Annotated in this window: 11 protein-coding genes; 6 read left to right on the forward strand and 5 right to left on the reverse strand. The window is 44.4% G+C overall.

From position 1 onward, the window contains the following. Positions 1–175: 175 nt before the first annotated feature. The 5 genes from DBR43_RS23550 to DBR43_RS23570 all read left to right on the forward strand — a co-directional run bounded on the left by DBR43_RS23550 (position 176) and on the right by DBR43_RS23570 (position 4,739). Entirely contained in the window at positions 176–673 is a 498-nt protein-coding gene (locus tag DBR43_RS23550; RefSeq protein WP_124585445.1) for a DinB family protein, read from the forward strand. Positions 674–757: 84 nt separating this feature from the next. Then, positions 758–1,789 (forward strand): 23S rRNA pseudouridine(2604) synthase RluF, encoded by a 1,032-nt coding sequence (gene rluF / locus DBR43_RS23555; RefSeq protein ID WP_124585447.1) that lies wholly within the window; start codon positions 758–760, stop codon positions 1,787–1,789. A gap of 100 nt (positions 1,790–1,889) precedes the next feature. Further along, on the forward strand, positions 1,890–2,942 hold the full coding sequence (gene rlmN, locus DBR43_RS23560) for a 23S rRNA (adenine(2503)-C(2))-methyltransferase RlmN (protein WP_074608405.1): 1,053 nt from the start codon (positions 1,890–1,892) through the stop codon (positions 2,940–2,942). Between the two features lie 44 nt (positions 2,943–2,986). Beyond that, positions 2,987–3,685, forward strand: coding sequence for a ComF family protein (locus tag DBR43_RS23565; RefSeq protein ID WP_124585449.1), 699 nt, complete (start codon positions 2,987–2,989; stop codon positions 3,683–3,685). Between the two features lie 502 nt (positions 3,686–4,187). Further along, positions 4,188–4,739, forward strand: a complete 552-nt coding sequence (locus DBR43_RS23570) for an AAA family ATPase (protein ID WP_158622580.1) — start codon at positions 4,188–4,190, stop codon at positions 4,737–4,739. A 2-nt stretch (positions 4,740–4,741) separates the two neighbouring features. Here the strand turns inward: DBR43_RS23570 and DBR43_RS23575 are convergent, their stop codons facing one another. Both DBR43_RS23575 and glyA read right to left on the reverse strand, forming a co-directional pair. Then, positions 4,742–7,507, reverse strand: a complete 2,766-nt coding sequence (locus DBR43_RS23575) for a PAS domain S-box protein (protein ID WP_124585453.1) — start codon at positions 7,505–7,507, stop codon at positions 4,742–4,744. Positions 7,508–7,527: 20 nt separating this feature from the next. Continuing rightward, entirely contained in the window at positions 7,528–8,799 is a 1,272-nt protein-coding gene (gene glyA, locus DBR43_RS23580) for a serine hydroxymethyltransferase (protein ID WP_124585455.1), read from the reverse strand. 93 nt (positions 8,800–8,892) lie between these two features. On the opposite strand from glyA, the gene dxs reads away from it, so the two are divergent. Continuing rightward, entirely contained in the window at positions 8,893–10,821 is a 1,929-nt protein-coding gene (gene dxs, locus DBR43_RS23585) for a 1-deoxy-D-xylulose-5-phosphate synthase (protein ID WP_124585457.1), read from the forward strand. A gap of 100 nt (positions 10,822–10,921) precedes the next feature. On the opposite strand, the gene DBR43_RS23590 is transcribed toward dxs, so the two are convergent. The 3 genes from DBR43_RS23590 to DBR43_RS23600 are packed head-to-tail and all read right to left on the reverse strand — an operon-like array spanning position 10,922 to position 21,763. Then, positions 10,922–12,865, reverse strand: coding sequence for an OmpA family protein (locus DBR43_RS23590; protein WP_233603178.1), 1,944 nt, complete (start codon positions 12,863–12,865; stop codon positions 10,922–10,924). A 1-nt stretch (position 12,866) separates the two neighbouring features. Further along, positions 12,867–13,880, reverse strand: a complete 1,014-nt coding sequence (locus DBR43_RS23595) for a type IX secretion system membrane protein PorP/SprF (protein ID WP_124585459.1) — start codon at positions 13,878–13,880, stop codon at positions 12,867–12,869. Positions 13,881–13,891: 11 nt separating this feature from the next. Continuing rightward, a complete protein-coding gene (locus DBR43_RS23600; protein ID WP_158622581.1) occupies positions 13,892–21,763 on the reverse strand; it encodes an Ig-like domain-containing protein in 7,872 nt (2,623 codons plus the stop codon). Between the last annotated feature and the right edge of the window lie 186 nt (positions 21,764–21,949).

Here is a 21,949-nt window from a genome sequence, read left to right on the forward strand (position 1 = left end):
TCAGATAATAATGTCCTGATCATCCCAGGCTTCCCGGAGTTGAACAACAGAAATATTGAATTTGGGCACACCAGACCTTTCTTAAAATTTATTCAGATCGGAAAAACAGACTGCCATAGGGTTGACAGTGCCCCCTCTTTTCTTTGTGGCAGACATTTAAACAAAACACAAGATTATGGATATGATTAAAACGTTCCTGAAAGAACTGGAAGAAGAGGCTGTAACCACCCGCAAAATGCTGTCGATTGTTCCTACAGACAAACTTGGCTGGCAGCCGCATCCCAAGAGCATGACGATAGAAACCCTTACCGCACATATTGCAGAATTACCAACATGGGTTACACTGGCAGTCACTACTGATGAGCTTGATTTTGGCAAAACACCTTATGAAAAAAAAGAAATCAACAGCAATGAGGAGTTAATGGCCTTCTTTGAAGCCAAGCTGGAAGATGGAAGATCTCATCTCAGGAAAGCAAATGAAGAATTATTGTCCGGAGAATGGATTTTAAGGAATGGGGAACAAATTTATGTGAAATTATCAAAAGCAGAACTTGTGCGCCATGCTTATTCACAAATTATCCACCATAGGGCACAGCTGGGCGTATTTCTCCGTCTGCTGGACATTCCGATCCCCGGCTCTTATGGCCCTAGTGCCGATGAGGTTAATTTTTAGAATCATCAGCTTTAAAATATTTTGATAGCATATATGGGTATAAATTCGGTTCTTTGTAAACTGAAATAATTTATACCCATATCTATGTCTGATTCTACTACCCGATTAAATAAATACATTAGTGAGAGCGGTCTGTGCTCCAGAAGAGCTGCAGACAGATATATAGAACAAGGAAATGTATTTATCAATGGCCGCAAAGCCAAGGTAGGCGACAAAGTATTTTTTGGAGATATCATAACCGTTAATGGCCAGACGATTGAACCTAAAGAAGTAGATCATTCTATCTTAATCGCTTACAATAAACCTGTCGGCATCACCAGTACTACTGAGGCCGGGGTAAAAAGCAATATGGTAGACCATGTGAACCATAGTGACCGGGTTTTCCCGATCGGCCGTCTGGACAAAGATTCCCAGGGACTGATTTTCCTGACCAATAACGGAGATCTTGTCAATAAAATTCTTCGTGCAGGAAACAACCATGAAAAAGAATACGTAGTTACGGTAAATAAACCACTAACAGAGCAGTTCATTGCCGGTATGGCCAAAGGCGTTCCTGTATTGGGCGTGATGACGAAGAAATGTAAAGTAACCAAAGAAAGTACATTTGTTTTCAAAATCATTCTTGTTCAGGGATTAAACCGTCAGATCAGAAGAATGTGCGAATATTTCGGATTTGAAGTGACCAAACTGGAGCGTACCAGGATCATGAACATTGGCCTTAAAGGAATTCCTCTGGGCGAATGGAGAGAATTGACTCCGGAAGAACAAACAGGAATCTATAACCTGGTAGCCAAATCCAGTTCTTTGGCAGATACCGCTCCAAAGAGGGTAAATAAAAAACCTGTTGAAGCGGCTGAAGAGAAACCGGTACACCGGAAAACTGCTTCAGGCAGACCTTCCAGAGGACCAAGAGCCGGAGCCGCAGGAGAAAGCACTTCAGGCCCAAGATCTTCCGGAAAACCGAGATCAGAGCAAAAATCAGGAAGCCCATACCGTGGTGCTTCATCTGCTTCGAGCAATGACTGGAATAAAACAAACGGACCAAGCAAAAGACCGGTAAGACCTTCGAAAGGAAAGCAGGGAACACCTGGAAAAAGCAGAGGTCCAAAGCGTTAACATAATTTAACCGTCATAATTTGATGGTAATCCACACAATATTAAGCCAGCAAAATCAATTTTGTCTGGCTTATTCTTTTTTTAGGTAACTTTGCAGCAAATGCTTACGACTACAAAAAAAACAGACATCCGTTCATTGGATCTTCCTCAACTGCAACAGCACTTTATAGCAATGCAGGAACCTTCTTACCGTGCCAAACAGGTTTACCAATGGCTATGGGAGAAATCAGCCCGCACTTTTGAGGAGATGAGTAACCTTTCTAAAGACCTTAGAAAGAAACTTACAGAAAATTACGCGATCAATGTAGTCGAAGTAAACAACTCTCAGTTCAGTAATGACCATACCATAAAGAACACCTTCAGGTTATATGACGGGAACATCGTAGAGGGAGTTTTGATCCCTATGGAAGAGCGTATGACTGCCTGTGTGAGCTCCCAGGTAGGATGCAGCTTAACCTGCAAATTCTGTGCTACAGGCTATATGGACCGCAAACGGAACCTGAATGCCGATGAGATCTATGATCAGGTAGTGCTGATCGATCAGCAAGCCAAGAAAAACTACAATGCCCCGCTAACCAATATCGTATATATGGGAATGGGCGAACCCCTGCTGAATTATGCCAATGTATTAAAATCCATTGACCGCATTACCTCACCGGATGGTTTAAACATGTCCTACAAGCGCATTACGGTATCTACTGCGGGAATTGCCAAGATGATTAAAAAACTGGGTGATGATGGCGTTAAGTTTAACCTGGCAATTTCGCTTCATGCCGCCAACGATAAAAAGAGAAATGAGATCATGCCGATCAATGAACAAAACTCTTTAAAGGCGCTGGAAGAAGCGTTAAAATATTATTTCTCTAAAACCAAGAACCCGGTTACCTACGAATATATCGTCTTCAATCATTTCAATGATGAGATAGAAGATGCCATGGAACTGGCTAAGTTTTGTAAACATGTGCCTTGTAAAGTAAACCTGATTGAGTATAACCCGATCCAGTTTGCAGATTTTCTCAACGCAGAGGGAGACAAAATTGATGCCTTTTCAAATTACCTGAAGAGCCAGGGTGTAAATACCAACATCAGAAGGAGCAGGGGTAAAGACATCGATGCTGCCTGTGGACAACTGGCGGTGAAAGAACAAAATTAAACAGTTTTTCAACCATGGAATGGCTAATTCTTATAGATTAGCCCATGTTCCTCTTCCGAAAGTATTTTGACGACTTACTAAGTCTATTATTTCCAAACCTCTGCTGTGCTTGCGGAGCTTCGCTTTATGCCGGTGAATCTCAGCTTTGCAGCAGCTGCCTCTACCATCTCCCTTATACGGATCATCATTTACATGAGGAAAATAAAGTAGCCCGTCAGTTCTGGGGCCGCATTCCCTGTCATGCCGCAATGGCGATGTTGTTTTTCAGAAAACACGGCAATGTCCAGCAGATCATTCATCATTTGAAATACGGTAATCAGCCGGAACTTGGGCTCAAGCTGGGGCAGTTGCTTGGCGAAAGACTTCTACTTTCCCCCTATTATAGCAACCTTGACCTGCTGATTCCGGTGCCCCTCCATAAAAAAAGAGAACGGCAACGCGGATACAACCAAAGTGCAGGCATTGCTGAAGGGATTTCCAGGGTATTGCAAGTCCCGGTGAGCAAGGCCCACCTGATGCGAAAGACCCCTACCGATAGTCAGACTAAAAAAGGAAGATCCCTCAGATTTGAAAACATGTCAAAAGCTTTTGAAGTCAGAAATAAAGAAGAACTGCAAGGAAAACACATCTTGCTGGTAGACGATGTCCTCACTACCGGAGCCACTCTGGAAGCCTGTGGATTGGAACTGTTAAAGTGTGGTGTTGATAAAGTCAGCTTTGCCACCCTGGCCTTTGTCGGGTAAAAAAACAGTTCCGCTTATAACATTCTGCGAATAAGCTCGTTTATATATTTGAGAGCGTTAATTTAGATGGTAAGGGCTGATATTTTCTATACAGAAATATCGGCCCTTTACTTTTACCAGAATCCGCAAATCCCCTCCCCTGCGGCCCAATTCTATGAAAATTAAATTATTTAAAAATAAATTTTGCCAATTGATTTCTTTTCCTTTACTTTGTCCTTGAGAGCGTTAATTTAAGGGTCGATACTTTCACGCTCGTGAGATATCGGCCCTTTATCTTTTCAAAAAAATCGCTTTTTATTCCCGATATTTCATGTTGATCTTCCAGTAATTCATTCATTGAAAACGTTGAATTCAATCGCTTTTTGAGCAATCTTCAATATTCCTGAAAAATAAGTCTACAATTGGCGCAGTTTCAATAAAATCACCATAAGGATCGTGCTGATAAACAGCCATGATCATCCGTACAATAGCATTAAAAGCTATAAAAGACAAATACATTTCTATGAAAACAGTAAACAGAAAGAACTTTTTTGTGCTTACCGGTGGACCAGGAATGGGCAAAACCTCCCTTTTGGAAGAGCTGGAAAGGCGGGGATACACCTGCATCCCCGAAGCCGGCAGACCAATCATCATTCATCAAATGAAAATTAAAGGCATCGCCCTTCCCTGGAAATCACCCATGTTGTTTGGGGAGCTCATGTTCCGGCAAGCGCATCAGGACTTCCTGACCTGCGGAGAACAGCAACAACCGGTTTTTTTTGACCGGGGTATTCCTGATGTAATGGGTTATATGGAGCTCTGCAGACTGCAACCGAGCGGGGAAATGAAAGAAATAGCTAAAAACCTGCGTTACCATCCCCTCGTTTTTATCACCCCTCCCTGGGAAGAGATCTACAGCAACGATACCGAACGCAAACAATCTTTTCCTGAGGCTGTGGAAACCTGCAAAATGATGCAAAACGTGTATACAAAACTTGGCTACCAGACCATAGAAATTCCAAAAGTATCCATTGCAGAAAGGGCAGATTTTTTAATAAAAGAAATTGGGCTTTAATTTTACCTCAGGTATTCGGAAAGAATGTTCCGCATTTCTTCGGGCTTAAATGGCTTTAAGATATGCCCGTTCATACCGCATTCATTGAACTTATTGTGCTCATCATGGAGCGTTGAGGCAGTCAAGGCAACAATCGGTACATTTTTAAAATAGGAACCCTCCATCCCACGAATTATGCTCGTAGTTTCAAAGCCATCGATTCCCGGCATTTTAATGTCCATAAAGATCAGGTCGTAAAAATTAGCAGCCACTTTTTCTATCGCCTCCTCCCCATTGGATGCAAAATCCAGGTTCAGCCCCCATTTGCCAAATATTCGTTTTGCAATCAGCGCATTGATTTCATTGTCATCGACCACAAGAATCCGTTTATCGGTAAACATATCCGGTTGCTTCAAGGTCTTTACCTGAGGAATGTAATCCGATGCCTTTTCAAAAGAAATAGAGAAATAAAACACCGTTCCTTTTCCTTCTTCACTCTCCACATGAATATCGGCGCCATAGAGCTCCAGCATCTTTCTGGTAATGGTTAGTCCCAATCCGGTTCCGCCATACTTCCTGGAGATGTCTGTTCTGGCCTGAATGAAGGGCTCAAAGATGTAAGCTAGTTTTTCCTGTGCGATTCCGATTCCGGTATCCCGTACCTCAAAATAAAGCAATACATTTTTATCATCCTCTGTCAGCTGACGGATCTGCAATACAATGCTTCCGTTTTGGGTAAATTTGATGGAATTACCCAGCAAATTCATCAATACCTGATACAAACGCGTTTTATCGCCTTTAATGTACTTCGGAATATGTTCATCGCAGATCAGCTCCAGTTTATTATTTCGCCCGGATACGGTCATATGTAAGGAACTCACCACGTCTGAAGCCAGCTCTTTTAAGCTGAACGGAATGGTTTCCAGCTGCACATTTCCGGTCTCCATTTTGGTAAGGTCCAGGATGTCATTGATGATGTTCAACAGGTTTTCTGCGGAGAACCGCAGCAGGTTAAGGTCATGGAGCTGGGATTCTTTCGGATCATTGTCCAGCAGCAGGTGTGCCATTCCAATCACCGCATTCAGGGGCGTTCTGATTTCATGACTCATCACAGAAAGGAACATTTCCTTTGCCGCACTAAGCTGCAAGGCCTGCTCCTTGGCTTCTACCATTTCTTTTTCCACCTGTTTTCGCTGGGAAATATCGGTAATCAGGTCGATCTGCCGTTCTACCTTCCCTTTCTCATTCACGATAGGGGTATTGGAAACAGAAAGCCAGATAGACTCCCCTGATTTCTTCCTTGCCTGTACTTCTATTGCATAAGACTCCTTATTATTGGCTTTCTCTCTGGAGGCCACAATAAGTTCCCTTTGGGCGACCCCGTTAGGAGCAAGGATATCACCCAGCTGAAGCCCCTGCAACTCGCTTAAAGAGTAACCGGTTAATTTCTCCAGGGAATGATTGATCCAGGTGGTATTCCCATTTTCATCGGAGATGTTTACTCCCGTATCGGTTTTACTGGCCACTAAAGACAGCAATTGCAGTTCTTCTTCCGCTTTTTTCTTTTCTGTAATGTCGAGAATGATCTCTACTTCGATCTCTACTTTCCCTTCGTCATTAAAGACCACCGTATTATAAATAGACAACCAGATGGGTTGTTTATCCTTGCGGTAGGCTAAAAGGTCAACGGTAAAGGACTGGTTATTATTGGTCAGCTCTCTGGCCTGTTCGATGAGCTCCAGGTCCGTTCCCGGCCCCTGGATCAGGTCGCCGAGCCGGTTGCCTTTCATGTCTTCCAGTGTAAAGCCGGTAATTTTTTCGAAAGCGGCATTCACCCAGGTCACATGGTTACTGGCATCGTTAATTACGACGGCATTATTGACCTTACTGGCTACGAAAGAGAGCTTCATCAGCTCATTTTCCACCCGTTTATTCTCGGTAATGTCTCTGCCATAAGCGTACCAGCGCCTGTTTTTACAGACCATATTCCAGCTCAGCCAGCGAATGAGCCCGCTTTTACTGACAATCCTGAAATCTACATTAAACTGCTTGATTCCGGCAGAGAGACCTGCCTCGATGGTATTCACCACCCTTGTGATGTCTTCCCGGTAGCAAAGCCCCCAGGCGCTTAGCCCTATCGCTTCTTCTACTTCGTATTCGAGCACATTGGTAATCGCACTGTTGACAAACAACAGTTCGCCCTTATCATCCAGGATACAATGGATTTCGGGGGATACGGTAGAAATATTGAGTAATTCTTCAAAGCGCTGATTTTTGATGTTCAGTTCGAACGCTTTTTTCCTGAGGGAAATATGGGTAATGATTTCTTTGGCAAGGATTTGAAGGCCTTCTTTTTGTTCCTTACTTAGCTTTTTCGGGACCTGATCGAACACACAGATCGTTCCGAGCTTAAAGCCGTTCTCGTCAATCAGCGGCGAACCTGCATAATACCTGACCTGGCTTCCGTCTATCACGGCGGGATGGTTGATAAAGCGTTCATCGCTGAGGGCATCACAGACCTCGAACACTTCATCGCTCTGCATGACATACTCTGCAAAAGAGACATCTCTCGGCACTTCTTTACACTGAAGGCCTATCACAGATTTAAACCATAACCGGTTTTCATCAACTAATACGATCAACGCTATAGGTGTGTTGCAGATCAAGCTGGCCAGCTTGGTGATATTATCGAATTCGTTCTCCGGAGGAGTATCCAATATATCGTAATCACGCAACGCCCTTAAGCGTTCTTTCTCATTAGTTGATGAATTCTGGCTATTAGTTAACATTTAAGCAATTCAGTCCCGGTTTATTTATATAAGGGGAACCGACTTACCAGGTTAATTACTTTTTCCTTTACCACCTTCAAATTGTTCTCATCCTCCGCATTGGTAATTACCTGATCAATCAGATCAACTATAGTTTCCATTTCAGCTTCTTTAAAGCCCCTTGTTGTAATCGCTGCAGTTCCGACACGGATACCTGAAGTTACAAAAGGCGATTTATCGTCAAAAGGAACCATATTCTTATTCACGGTAATATCTGCTTTTTCCAGCGCATTCTCCGCTGCTTTTCCAGTTATATTTTTATTGCGCAGATCAATTAACATCAAATGGTTGTCTGTACCACCTGAGATGATGCCATAACCTTTTGCAACAAAGGCTTTAGCCATTGCCTGAGCATTGGATTTCACCTGTTTGATGTACGTTAAATATTCGTCGCTTAATGCTTCGCCGAAAGCGATCGCTTTTGCTGCGATGATGTGCTCCAGGGGACCGCCTTGTGTTCCAGGGAACACTGCCATATCCAATACAGAAGACATCATTCTTGTTTCTCCTTTAGGAGTTTTCAATCCGAAAGGATTTTCAAAATCTTTACCCATCATGATCAGTCCGCCACGAGGCCCGCGAAGGGTTTTATGGGTGGTAGTCGTTACAATATGGCAATGTGGAAGCGGGTTGGCCAGTAATCCACGGGCAATCATTCCTGCAGGGTGTGAAATATCAGCAAGCACCAATGCACCAATTTTATCAGCTACACTGCGGATGAATGCATAATCCCACTCTCTTGAGTAAGCCGAAGCACCGCAAATGATCAGTTTAGGACGTTCTGCTAAAGCAATTTCTTCCAGTTTAGCATAGTCGATCAGTCCGTCTTCTTTTTTAACGCCATAAAATAAAGGCTGATACAGTTTTCCTGAAAAGTTAACCGGTGAACCATGGGTTAAGTGCCCGCCATGAGAAAGGTCAAATCCTAAGATTTTATCTCCCGGCTGAATGATCGCAAGCATTACCGCAGCATTTGCCTGAGCACCTGAATGCGGCTGAACGTTTACCCATTCTGCACCAAAAAGTTGTTTGGCACGGTCAATAGCCAAGGTTTCTACCTCATCTACGATCTGGCAACCGCCATAATATCGTTTTCCCGGAAGGCCTTCGGCATATTTATTTGTTAAACACGATCCTGCGGCTTCCATTACCTGCTTGCTTACAAAGTTTTCAGAAGCGATCAGTTCAAGGCCATTTTCCTGACGGTCCAATTCCCTGTCAATCAAATCAAAAATTAAAGTATCTCTAGTCATTTATTGAAGTATTAATTTGTAAAATTAATGATTTTCCTTCTTAGTTTGGCAACAAAATACCTTACTTTGTACTTCTATTCTATAAAACACTGCATGGAAGATATTACCCGTCCATTATTACCAAACATTAATTATCCTGCTGATTTAAAGCAGTATAAAGAACAAGACCTTGAACAAATCTGTCAGGAGCTGCGTCAGTACATTATTGATGTGGTGAGCGTAAACGGGGGGCATTTTGGCGCAAGTCTGGGTGTTGTAGAACTTACAGTAGCCTTACATTATGCTTTAAACACGCCTTACGACAAATTAGTTTGGGATGTTGGACACCAGGCTTATGGCCATAAGATCCTGACCGGAAGAAAGTCGGTTTTTCATACCAACCGGATCATGAACGGGATCAGTGGTTTTCCTAAGATCAGTGAAAGTGAATACGACACCTTTGGTGTTGGCCACTCCTCCACCTCTATTTCTGCTGCGCTGGGAATGGCTGTAGCTTCTCATTATAAAGGAGAAACAGACCGTCAGCATGTTGCGGTGATCGGCGACGGGGCCATGACTGCCGGACTGGCTTTTGAAGGACTAAACCATGCGGGTATCGAAAATTCTAACCTGCTGGTGATCCTGAACGACAACTGCATGTCTATTGACCCTAACGTTGGCGCTTTAAAGGAATATTTAACGAGCATTACCACTTCTAAATCATACAACCGCTTTCGGGACGACATTTCCAATGTTTTGATCAAGCTTTCTGAACTGGGGCCAAATGCGCACAAGTTTGTAAAGAAGATTGAGAAAAGCATTAAAGGCACATTGTTGAAACAAAGCAATTTATTTGAAGCCTTAAACTTCAGGTATTTTGGTCCTGTGGATGGTCATGATGTACAGCGTCTGGCACAAATCATCTCTGATCTGAAAGACATTCCCGGCCCTAAACTGTTACATTGTGTAACGGTAAAAGGAAAAGGCTTTGCGCTTGCGGAAAAAGACCAGACCAAATGGCATGCACCCGGATTATTTGATAAAATCACCGGAGAAATTAAAAAGCCGGTTTCGGATAAGCCTCAGCCACCGAAATATCAGGATGTTTTCGGACATACCCTGGTAGAACTTGCTGAAGCGAATAAAAAGATTGTCGGGATTACTCCTGCCATGCCTTCGGGCTCTTCCATGAACATCATGATGAAAGCCATGCCTACCCGTGCATTTGATGTGGGTATTGCAGAACAACATGCGGTGACCTTTTCTGCGGGATTGGCTACACAGGGACTCGTTCCTTTCTGTAACATCTATTCCAGCTTTATGCAAAGGGCCTATGATCAGGTGATTCATGATGTGGCCATTCAGAACCTTAATGTGGTATTCTGTTTGGACCGGGCTGGTTTTGCAGGCTCAGATGGGGCAACCCACCATGGGGCTTATGACCTTGCTTACATGCGTTGTATTCCAAATATGACCGTTGCTGCTCCAATGAATGAGGAAGAGCTGAGAAACCTTATGTACACTGCACAGCAGGAAAATGCAGGGCCATTCTCAATCCGTTACCCGAGAGGAAACGGGGTGCTTACCGACTGGAAGCGTCCATTTAAAACACTGGAGATTGGAAAAGGCAGAAAAATCTGCGATGGAGAAGATGTGGCGATATTAACGATCGGACATGTTGGAAACTTTGCTGTTGAAGCTTGTAAAGAACTGAACAGTGAGGGCATTCATCCGGCACATTACGACATGCGTTTTGTGAAACCGTTAGATGAAGCGCTGTTACATGATGTTTTCAAACGCTATAAAAATGTGATCACAGTAGAAGATGGCTGTCTGCAGGGTGGTATGGGAAGTGCTGTACTCGAGTTTATGGCAGATCATCAATACAACTCACATGTGGTGCGTTTGGGGATTCCTGATGAGTTTATAGACCATGGTGAACAACCTGAATTATGGGCACTGTGCGGATTTGACACGAATGCCATCATTACCGCTGTAAAAAAAACGGCTGTAAGAAGGACGACTGCAACAATCGCATCTTAAAGAAATAACGATTTTCGTATCAAAAAGAAAAGGGAGATNNATCTCCCTTTTCTTTTTGATTAACAGCCTCCTGGCATGGCGACTGTTTCCCTGCAAGGGGTTAAAATGCCAGGACCTTAAATTCTGTCCGGCGGTTTGCCTGATGTTCTGCAACAGAACAAGCCACTCCGTTTGCGCAACGGTTAAGTAACTTTTGTTCTCCATATCCCATAGCAGTCATACGATCGCGGGAAATCCCTCTGGAAACAAGGTAGTTTACCACCGAATTTGCCCTTCTTTGTGACAAGTCCAGGTTATATATATCTACCCCACGGGAATCGGTATGGCTGCCCAACTCAATTTTTAAGGTTGGATTGTCGCGCATGGTACGAACCAGTTCATTCAGGATTTTAGCAGCATCCACACGGATATTGGCCTTATCAAAATCATAATGGATGTTCTCTAACCTCAACACCTTACCTTTCTCAAACAGCGGATTCAGGTTTAAAGCTACCCTGAGGGTATCTGATTTGGTTAGCCCAAGCGTACTCAGGCTGGTAGAGTCTGCGTAAAAGCCTTCTTTTGTAGCCAGAACACGATAATCAGCACCTGCTTCCAGCTCAAAGAAAAAGGTTCCATCCTCCTTGCTGTTTTGTTTGCCGGTAATGGTTCGTCCTCCGCTAAATAAAGTGACCGCAGCTGCGGGAAGCCGCTCTCCTGTTTTTTTGTTAAAGGTAATCCCCGCTAAAGCCAGTATAATTCTTACCTTCTGCTGGCTGAAGGAATAAATATCGTCATCCCCTTTACCTCCTTTACGATTGGAAGAAATAAAACCTGCGGTGTTTGCCCCGTTGATTACGAAGGCAAAATCATCCGCAGCAGAGTTTAGGGGGAATCTCAGATTTTGTGGTTTGCTCCAGCCTGAAGCCTGACCTTTGCTGCTAAAAATATCGAGGCCTCCCATTCCCGGCAGGCCGCTGGTGGAATAGAACAATGTCCCATCGGGGCCAATTGCCGGAAACAGTTCATTGGCGGGGGTATTGATGTCCTTTCCTGCATTTAGCGGCGCAGACCAGCTGCCATCGGCATTTGCAGTAACATACCAGATGTCTGTTCCTCCGAAGCCTCCCGGCATATCAGAAACAAAATACAGGGTTTTTTCATCAGTACTGAGTGCTGCATGTCCAACAGAATATTCCTGCACCTTATTATAGGGAAAGGCTTCTGCTTCCTGCCATACGCCGTTTACCTTTTTTCGGATAAACAATTCCAGCGTATTGGTTTTATAGCTCCGCTTGTTCTCCTTGCTTATTTCTCCTTTTTTTCCGGGATAAGTACGAGTAATGAATAAGACATCTCCTGCTTTATTTCCTGTCACCGGGCCCATATGATAGCTTTCCGTATTGAGGTTATCCATGGCCTGTGAAGGATTGGAAAGCTCATTTTCTGATCCAAGTCCGGCGGTAAAGATTTTCAGGAATGAATTTCCCGTCCAGCCATATGTTTTGTCTGTCAGCGCCGTTTCCGGTTCTCCGGCATAGTAGAGGGTTGTTCCCTGAGGAAAGGCAGAAAATTCTGCATTTTGCGTATTGATTTGCGCTTCATTTTTCAGCTTATGGGCAGTTGGCCGGGCCATCCAGACCTGTGCAGAATCACATCCTGCCAATTCGTTGGCTACCGCCTGCTGCTTTCCCGTTTTGGTGGCATACTCCTGCAATACTTTTTTTGCCTGTTCATATTTGGCATTTGTTTTCAGCACCTCTCCATAAAGGATCAGGTTTTCGGCATTGCTTTTCGGATCGGCAATGATACGGGCATACCAGGTTTCGGCATCTTCAAAATTGTTCATTTTCCGGTAGCAAATGGCCAGACGCTCCATATCCATTAGCCTTGGTTTTTTTACAACCACCAATTTCAGGTATCCTTTAGCGGCATTCGCATATTGATATTCCTGAAAAAGGCGGTTGGCCCTCGCTCTCAGGTCGGGTTGTTCCTGTGCTTCAGCAGATCCATAAAAGCATAACAATAATGCTGTGGTCAGGAAGGTATAAGTAAATTTCATCATGTTAAAAAAATCTTGGACTAAGTAAACGTTTGCCTTTACCAGGGAAGGTCATCCCAACGGTAATCTCATGTGTTCCGTTCTGGATACTGCTCAATTTGCTTGTGATATAATCATAAGAATAACCGATTCTAAACCGCTCTGTCACATAAAACTGTGTGATGGCAGATACAGAATTCTGATGACTCAGGCTCTGCCCTTTAGTATAGTCTTTGTCCCATAAAGAAAGTCCCGTACGGAAGGAGCCTCCTAACCAGAACCGTTCTCCGAAGATGACCATAGCGCTGAGGTCGAGACTTGTGGGGCCTTTAAAATCTTCCTTCAGCAGTAAGCTTGGCCTCAATTTCGTGTCTTCAGACAGGTTGAACAGGGTTCCTGCAATCAGGTAAAAATGGCGTTTACGTTTCAGGTTATCCACAGTATTGCCATCCCATTTGAAGATGCCATTCGATTTATCTCCCGAAAACATATCCATCACCGATGCTCCGACATACCATTTGGGACTGCTATAGTACACCCCAAAGCGCATGTCCGGAATAGTACTGCTGATCTTTCCGATGGGCAATTCCCTGTCGTCGGGATCTTTTGGCCTCAGTTTATTGCCATCTAATCCATATTGTGCCAAACCAAGACCGATCCCAAAGCTCAGTCGCCGGGTATCTTCTGCGTCCAGCCTCAGGCGATAAGCATAGTTTGCATAGACAGAGGTAGAAGATTGTGCGCCCAGCTTATCGGCGCTAAGCTGCAGGCCCAGGCCAATATTCTTGCGTGTCGGATCTGCAATCCCATCGATAGAAAGCTGCCCCGTTTGGGGAGCTCCATCCAATCCGCTCCACTGACTTCTTAAAGCCATTTGAGCGAACCATTCCTCTTTATATCCTGCATAAGCAGGGTTAACACTCAGCGCGTTAAAGATATACTGGGAGAACTGAATGTTTTGCTGGGCTTTTGCCGGAAGCAAGCCTGCAACCGTTAGTCCAAGTGCCAGTACTCCTTTTTTTATGATGTCCTTATTCATGATTTGATCAACTATCTTTTTATTAATACCCATCCTTTATAAACCTCCACTTTGCCTTCCTTTTTCAATCGGATCAGGTAGTAATAGGTTCCTTCGTTCAATCCCTCTCCGGTCCAGGTATTTCTGTAATTGCCATTGTGGTATACTTCATTTCCCCATCTGTTAAAAATGGTCAGTTCGGCATTATTGAATTCTTCCAGACCTACAATTACAAACTCATCGTTCTTTCCGTCGCCGTTAGGGGTAATGACGTTCGGGATAAAGAAGCCTTTAATCGTGATGTTTGCTGTGGCTATATTCGTCCAGTTTCCGTTGGCATCTTTAACCTTATAAGTAAAGCTGTCTTTCCCTGTGAAGCCACTGTTAGGCACATAAACTACGGTACCATCCGGATTTTTCTTCAGCACCCCATTCTTCGGCTGTTCAATAATTTCTACCGTTGGCTTTTCGAAATCAGCACCATCCGTTTTATCGTTATGCAGCAGAGGAATTTCGATTTCTTTATTGAACTGCGTCTCCGCCACATCGTCCATAGCCACCGGTTTAGAAGGAGTTACCTCAATTTTTACGGTTGCCGGATTAGAAATCTGTCCGTTTTTATCCGTTACGGTATAGACAAACCCATCTGTTCCGGTAAAGCCCGGGTTTGGCGTATAAGTGACCGTTCCGTCCGGGTTCAGGGTAAGTGTACCGTTTTTAGGCTGGGTAACGATCTTTGTACTTCCCGGAATGATTGCGCTGTTTCCAGGCTCATCATTTTTCTGTACTTCGATTTTAACCGGTTTATTTTGTTCTGCTTTTGCCAGGTCATCTTTGGCGACCGGTGGTTTAGCCAGAGGAATCACCGTCGGATCGTTATTTCCGGCATCTGTTCCCGATACAGCGGAAACGTCTTTTCCTTTAGGATCTTTTGCCTTTACAGTTGCCTGATTGGTTACTTTACCAATGGCAATATCTGCGGCAGTGATGGTATAATATTCCTTATGGCTAACACTTTCTCCCGGAGCTAAAGATCCGGGGATCTGAATTGCCGCGGCTCCCAATAATGGGTCATTTAAGGTGATTCCGTTTAAGGTTGTATTTCCTGTGTTTTTGATGAGGAAAGTGTATTCAATCTTATCGTTCAGGATGAAAGCATCCTGCTCACCGGTTCCTTTATTGGTAATTTTCTTAACCAGGTTGATTCCGGCCAGCTGTTCTGTTGGGGTCACAGTACAATCTTTACAAAGCGGATCCGTTGGTGCTCCCGGTACCGGCGAAGGATCTTTCGACTCCGCATGTACCTCTTTGTTGTTAGGATCTTTACCATCTGCTTTCGCCAGGTTACTCACAAAGCCCCTATCCAGATCGGCCTGAGTCAGGGTATGTTTCGCAGTAATACTTACCGTTTCGTTAGGTCCCAGACTGGCAATACTTGCCGGACTGATGCTTCCTGCATCTGCATTGTTATCCGTAATGATGATATTTTTGAGGGTTACATTTCCTGTATTTTTCAATACCAGGTTATAGTTGATCAGGCCACCTACTTTATTATGTGTTCCTGTGGCCGCCGTTTTCGATAAGCTAAGCGCTCCCTTTTGAGTTGTCGGCGTGACGGTACAATCTTTACAGGCAGGGTCTGTTGGGGCTCCCGGTACCGGCGAAGGATCTTTCGATTCTGCATATACCTCTTTGTTTTTAGGATCTTTACCCCTTGCTTTCGCCAGGTTACTTACAAATCCTTTATCCAGATCTTCCTGGGTAAGGGTATGTTTCGCTGTGATATTGACCGTTTCGTTAGGTGCGAGACTGGCAATGTTTGCGGGGCTGATGCTTCCTGCATCTGCATTATCATCGGTAATGATGATGTCTTTTACCGCTACATTTCCTGTATTTTTCAATACCAGGTTGTAACCGATTACCTTCCCTACCTTATCGTAATCTCCTGCAATGGCAGTTTTCGATAAGCTGATGGTTGCTTTTTGTTCTGTAGCTACGGTTACTTCCGGCGTTTTCGGGTTTGCCGGATCTTTTGGATCGGTTACCGTTGCTTTATTCACAATTGTTTCCACAGTTGTTAAATCATCCGCAACTTTTAGGGTTAGCAACACCGTTTTGGTTTGTCCGAAAGGAACATCCAGCGTCCAGCTCACCCGGTTTCCGGTTTTTGAACCGTTTTGATCTGCACGGACAAAACTTGTTCCTGCTGGCAGATCATCTGCGATATTTAGTCCAATCAGGTCTTCCCCTCCGGTATTGACCACATCAATTGCATAGACCAATTCGGCCCCCGATGGCACTTTTCCATTCACAAGACCGCTGATCACTCTTTTTACCGCCGTAAAGCTGCGCTTTGCATCCGTAGGCAGTTCTACTTCCGGAATTACCGGAGGATGGCCTGGTGTAGTCGGATCGGTTACTGTGGCGACATTTTTGATCGCTGCAACGCCAGTAAGGTTGTCGGCAACCTTTACCTGGAAGCTGACCGTTTTGCTTTGGCCAAAGGCCAGGTTAACCACCCAGTTTAGGGTATTACCGATCAGGCTACCTCCAAGATCGGCAGTTCCGTTAACGTAGGTGGTATGGTCTGGTATCTGATCTGCAATGGCAACATTCGTCAATGCAGTGCTTCCGGTATTCTTCACTTCAATACTATAAGTGATGGTAGAACCCGCAGCGATTTTATTATTGTCTAGTCCGCCGCTGATTTTTTTAGTTGCGGTAAAACTTTTGACCGGATCTGTTGGCGCTTCCACTTCCGGAATTACCGGAGTCAATGGATTTGCAGGATCAGTAACTGTTGCGCTGTTTTTAATCGTCGCAACACCAGTCAGGTCATCTGCTACTTTTACCTTGAAGCTAACTGTTTTGCTTTCTCCGAAGGCTAAATCAACCACCCAGTTGAGGGTGTTTCCTGTCAGGCCACCTCCATAGTCGACAGTGCCTTCAACATAGGTGGTATGGGCCGGGATAAGGTCTGCAATGGCGATATTCGTCAATGCGGTACTTCCTGTGTTTTTTACTTCTATACTATAAGTGATCGTAGATCCGGCAAGGATTTTATTATTATTTAAACCTCCACTGATCTTTTTTGTTGCGGTAAAACTTCTGACCGGATCTGTTGGCACTTCCACTTCCGGGATTACCGGAGGATGGCCTGGTGTGGTCGGATCGGTTACTGTGGCTACGTTTTTAATCGTGGCAATACCGGTAAGGTCATCCGCAACCTTCACCTGGAAGCTCACTGTCTTCGTTTCGCCAAAGGCAAGGTTAAGCACCCAGTTTAAGGTATTACCCGTCAGGCTACCTCCAGGACTCGCAGTTCCGTTAACGTAGCTGGTATGAGCTGGCAGGTTATCCGCAACGGCGATGTTTGTCAATGCAGTACTTCCTGTGTTTTTTACTTCTATACTATAAGTGATCGTAGATCCGGCGGTGATTTTATTATTGTTTAATCCGCCGGTGATTTTTTTAGTTGCAGTAAAGCTTTTGACCGGATCTGTTGGCACGTCTACCTCCGGGATTACCGGAGGATGGCCTGGTGTAGTCGGATCAGTTACTGTGGCTACGTTTTTAATCGTAGCAATACCGGTAAGGTCGTCAGCAACCTTTACCTGGAAGCTCACTGTCTTCGTTTCACCAAAGGCCAGGTTAAGCACCCAGTTTAAAGTATTACCGGTCAGGCTGCCTCCAGGACTGGCCGTTCCGTTAACGTAGCTGGTATGAGCTGGCAGGTTATCCGCAACGGCGATGTTTGTCAATGCTGTACTTCCTGTGTTTGTTACTTCTATACTATAAGTGATGGTAGATCCCGCGGTGATTTTATTATTGTTTAATCCGCCGGTGATTTTTTTAGTTGCAGTAAAGCTTTTGACCGGATCTGTTGGCACCTCTACTTCCGGGATTACCGGAGGATGGCCAGGTGTAGTCGGATCAGTTACTGTGGCTACGTTTTTAATCGTAGCAATACCGGTAAGGTCGTCAGCAACCTTTACCTGGAAGCTCACTGTCTTCGTTTCACCAAAGGCCAGGTTAAGCAACCAGTTTAAAGTATTACCGGTCAGGCTACCTCCAGGACTGGCAGTTCCGTTAACGTAGCTGGTATGAGCTGGCAGGTTATCTGCAACAGCGATGTTTGTCAATGCCGTACTTCCTGTGTTTGTTACTTCTATACTATAAGTGATCGTAGATCCCGCAGTGATTTTATTATTGTTTAATCCGCCGGTGATTTTTTTAGTGGCAGTAAAGCTTTTGACCGGATCTGTTGGGACTTCCACCTCAGGAATTACAGGAGTCAATGGTTTTGCAGGGTCAGTAACTGTAGCAACGTTTTTGATCGCTGCAATGCCCGTCAGGTCTTTTGCAACCTCCACCTGGAAGCTGAGATTTTTGGTTTGGCCAAAAGGAATATTAATGGTCCAGTTTAGAGTATTGCCTGTAAGGATGCCCCCGTTATCTGCTGTTCCTGTTTTGTAAGTGGTATTTCCAGGAATCACATCCGAAACGTTAATTCCCGTCAGCTCCGTGCTTCCGGTATTCGTTACCTCAATGTTATAGGTAATCGTGGATCCGGCAACAATTTTATTGTTTTGCAAGCCTGCACTAATCGTTTTGACTGCGGTAAAACTTCGCAACGGATCTGTTGGTGCCTCCACTTCGGGAATTACCGGAGTCAATGGCTTTGCAGGATCAGTAACTGTAGCAATGTTTTTGATCGCTGCAATACCGGTCAGGTCTTTTGCAACCTCCACCTGGAAGCTGAGATTTTTGGTTTGGCCAAAAGGAATATTAATGGTCCAGTTTAGGGTATTGCCTGTAAGGATGCCCCCGTTATCTGCTGTTCCTGCTTTGTAGGTAGTATTTCCAGGAATCACATCCGAGACGTTAATGCCCGTCAGCTCCGTACTTCCTGTATTCTTAACCTCAATGTTATAAGTAATCGTGGATCCGGCAACAATCTTATTGTTTTGCAAACCTGCACTAATCGTTTTGACTGCAGTAAAGCTTCTCAACGGATCCGTTGGCACCTCTACTTCCGGACTTGACGGAGTCAATGGTTTTGCCGGGTCAGTAATTGTTGCAATGTTTTTAATTGCGGTTACTCCTGTCAGGTCGTCTGCAACCTTCACTTTGAAAGTTACTGTTTTAGCCCCGCCAACAGGGATATTAACCAGCCATTTTAGCGTACTTCCGGTTAAAACACCTGCATTATCTGCTGTTCCGGTCACATAAGTCATACGACCAGGAATGATATCGGAAATCTCAAGATTAGCCAGTGCCGTATTTCCTGTATTCGACACTTCAATACTGTAGGTAATTTCTGATCCTGCGGTAATTTTATTGTTTTGTAATCCTCCCGTGACTTTTTTAACCGCAGTAAAACTGCTGATCAGTTCTACCGGCACCAACACCTCTGGAGTTAAAGGAGTTGTGGGGTCTATTGGATCAACTACGCTCGCAATATTTTTAATGGAGGTAATCCCTGTTGAATTTGGACCAACAGTGGTTTTAAAGCTCAGTGTCAGTGTACCGTTAGCTGGAACAGTAAGGTTGGTCCAGTTAATCGTTGTACCTGTTAACGTACCGGCATGCGAAATTGCCGTTGCACCGACCAGTCCTGCCGGAAGGGCATCACTTGCGGTCACACCTGTTTTAGCGGTACTATTGGTGTTTTCCAGGATGATTTTATAAGTCAGCAGATCTCCGGCTTTCACCTTTACCGGGTTCCCTTCAATTTCTTTTGTTGCCGTGATTTTATTGATCAGTGTTGTCGTATTGTTTTTCTTAATGTTGTTACAAGGGATGATCAGACCACTTAAGGGATCATATGCACTACATTCGAAATAAGGGTCGGTTGGCGGAATATTTGGATTCGGATTGGTCGCATCAATATCTGTCACATCATTGGGGCGCATAATTGTTGCCCATACTTCCATATTTCCGGCCACCATTGCCGGGCCTACCGTTCCTTTGAAGACATATTGACCTTCACAACCGCTGGGTAATTTCAAAACAGATTTATACAATCCGCTTACTGCATCGAAAGTTACAGGAACAGCCTCAGTACCGCAGGCCGATACGAATTCCATGCTGTTCATGGTAAAACCCGGAGGCAATTTAAATGTAAAAGGTGCTCCGCTGTTGTCGTAGAGTCCTGAAATAGGGTCTTTAATGCCAATGACATCACTTGGTCCTGCATTCTTCACCACTACAGTATAGCTGAGCTGATCGCCCTTTGCCACAATTGTTTTTGAAGGGGTAATACCCGAGACTTCCAAATCCACCTGCTTCACCTCAACACTGATATTTTTTGTTTCTTCGGCACCCAGAATGAAGGACCAGGTGTCCATCGACTTCTCATTTCCAAAGCTGTTGCTCCCTGTACCACTGTTATTACTTCCACCACTGGAGCTATAAGTTCCCCATTTGTGGCCGTTGGCCGTACTGGAAGTTCCACCCGGGTTTAAAGCCTGACTCGCATTGATCGGATTGGATTTTTCTGCACTCAGTCCCGTCTGACTAACATCAGAATCATCCCAATACACATAATCTGATTCCACACCGACATGATCGGCCTGTAACAGTTGCAAAATGATTCCTTTGGGATTAATTTCCATATCGATATAAGGGAAATGCACCTCTGCGCCCTGGAGCTGGACCACCAGCTTTGCAGGGACCGAACCGCTCGGCAAGAGGACGTTTGCCCCATCTTTTCCATTCCAAAAAATCTTATTTGTTCCAATCACCGCATTGCCTTCCATCGTCCTTGTCACAAAGAAGTTCGGGTCTGTGGAAGGCAAAGGACTGGAAATGGTGATTTTGTATCTTCCGGAAAGGTTCGCATCAAACACAATGTCCCCTCCTTTATTACTGACCTGTCCGTTGGTGCCATCTACACCGATGATGCCCAGTTTTTCTACTTTTGGCTCAAGTCTGGTATTTTTCAACCAGGTTTCCTGTCCCGGAACGGACCCTGATGCCAATGCAGGAAGATCTGCTCCCGGAAGGGTATAAAATATTTTATGTGTAATATCGGATTGTGTATCCTCTACCCTGGGATCCTGAACCAATGTGCCAAGCCCCGTCGACTTATCTAAACTCTTATAAACAGGTTCTCTTTTATTATCCAAAAAACCCTTATTGTTGACAAAAAAAGTAAAACCTACGCCATTATTTCCATTGTTATCTACTTTATAAACGTATCCGTCTTTTGTTAATACATGCATTAATCCATAAAAACCACGAACTTCCGTGAATGTCCCGCTAATATGTAAATTGAGCACATTCGCATATACCCTTCCCGGCATCCAGGCGGTGTTTGTTGAATTTCTCACGGATACATCCCAGGCGGAAATCAGCTCCACATTGCTGCCCTGTGTCCAGTCGTCATCTGCAAGAACTGATGGAACGGCAGGTGTAGCGGTACTATTTTGGTTTCCGGAAGGCAGAAATTCTATTTTCCAGATTCCATCCTGAGTCGCATCTGCAGTATATGCTGTATAATAGTTTCCACCTGTTTGCCCGTCATACCTGGGGCCATCATTTTCGGCTGTACGATTGGCAATTCTGCCGATGGCATCATTATCTGAAGTCGTCGATGTCCCATCTGGTGCTGTTAACCGGATTCGTCCATTCCCAACTCCCTGTGCGCTGGAAGCCGCATAAATCTTTTCTCCTGCTTTCAGGTAGGCATAATGAACCCCTAAAGATTTAAATGGCCATGATGCCAGGGTACTGCCTGTGCTTCCTGTATAACTGTTGCTGTAAAGGAAGGCCCGGCCACCTGTTCTTTTGCCCTTAGGATAAAGGTCCTTTGAGCCGTCTGCATAACTGCTAAAGCTGGCCGCAAATAAAAAGCACATCAGTAATGATGCATAATGAAAAATTTTAGTAGCGTGTTTCATGCGATAATTTTTGTTCCTGTTCTGCGTTGTATCAGAATGGGCGCAAATATGTATGAAACAATGGCTTAGGATGTGCCAGAAAACCGGGAAGCACGACATCCCGTTTAACTGGTACACCTAAAAAGAGATTTTACCCTTCCCTTTTTTGTCTTTAAGAGATAAAATTTTTGACCGCTGCGGGTGCTA

The sequence above is a fragment of the Pedobacter sp. KBW06 genome (assembly GCF_003852525.1).
In the GTDB taxonomy this organism is placed as follows: Bacteria; Bacteroidota; Bacteroidia; order Sphingobacteriales; family Sphingobacteriaceae; genus Pedobacter.

Bases quoted from the DNA above. Each gene is read 5' to 3' on its own strand.
- DBR43_RS23550 (WP_124585445.1), top strand. From the start codon at position 176: ATGGATATGATTAAAACGTTCCTGAAAGAACTGGAAGAAGAGGCTGTA.
- rluF (WP_124585447.1), top strand. From the start codon at position 758: ATGTCTGATTCTACTACCCGATTAAATAAATACATTAGTGAGAGCGGT.
- rlmN (WP_074608405.1), top strand. From the start codon at position 1,890: ATGCTTACGACTACAAAAAAAACAGACATCCGTTCATTGGATCTTCCT.
- DBR43_RS23565 (WP_124585449.1), top strand. From the start codon at position 2,987: ATGTTCCTCTTCCGAAAGTATTTTGACGACTTACTAAGTCTATTATTT.
- DBR43_RS23570 (WP_158622580.1), top strand. From the start codon at position 4,188: ATGAAAACAGTAAACAGAAAGAACTTTTTTGTGCTTACCGGTGGACCA.
- DBR43_RS23575 (WP_124585453.1), bottom strand. From the start codon at position 7,507: ATGTTAACTAATAGCCAGAATTCATCAACTAATGAGAAAGAACGCTTA.
- glyA (WP_124585455.1), bottom strand. From the start codon at position 8,799: ATGACTAGAGATACTTTAATTTTTGATTTGATTGACAGGGAATTGGAC.
- dxs (WP_124585457.1), top strand. From the start codon at position 8,893: ATGGAAGATATTACCCGTCCATTATTACCAAACATTAATTATCCTGCT.
- DBR43_RS23590 (WP_233603178.1), bottom strand. From the start codon at position 12,865: ATGATGAAATTTACTTATACCTTCCTGACCACAGCATTATTGTTATGC.
- DBR43_RS23595 (WP_124585459.1), bottom strand. From the start codon at position 13,880: ATGAATAAGGACATCATAAAAAAAGGAGTACTGGCACTTGGACTAACG.
- DBR43_RS23600 (WP_158622581.1), bottom strand. From the start codon at position 21,763: ATGAAACACGCTACTAAAATTTTTCATTATGCATCATTACTGATGTGC.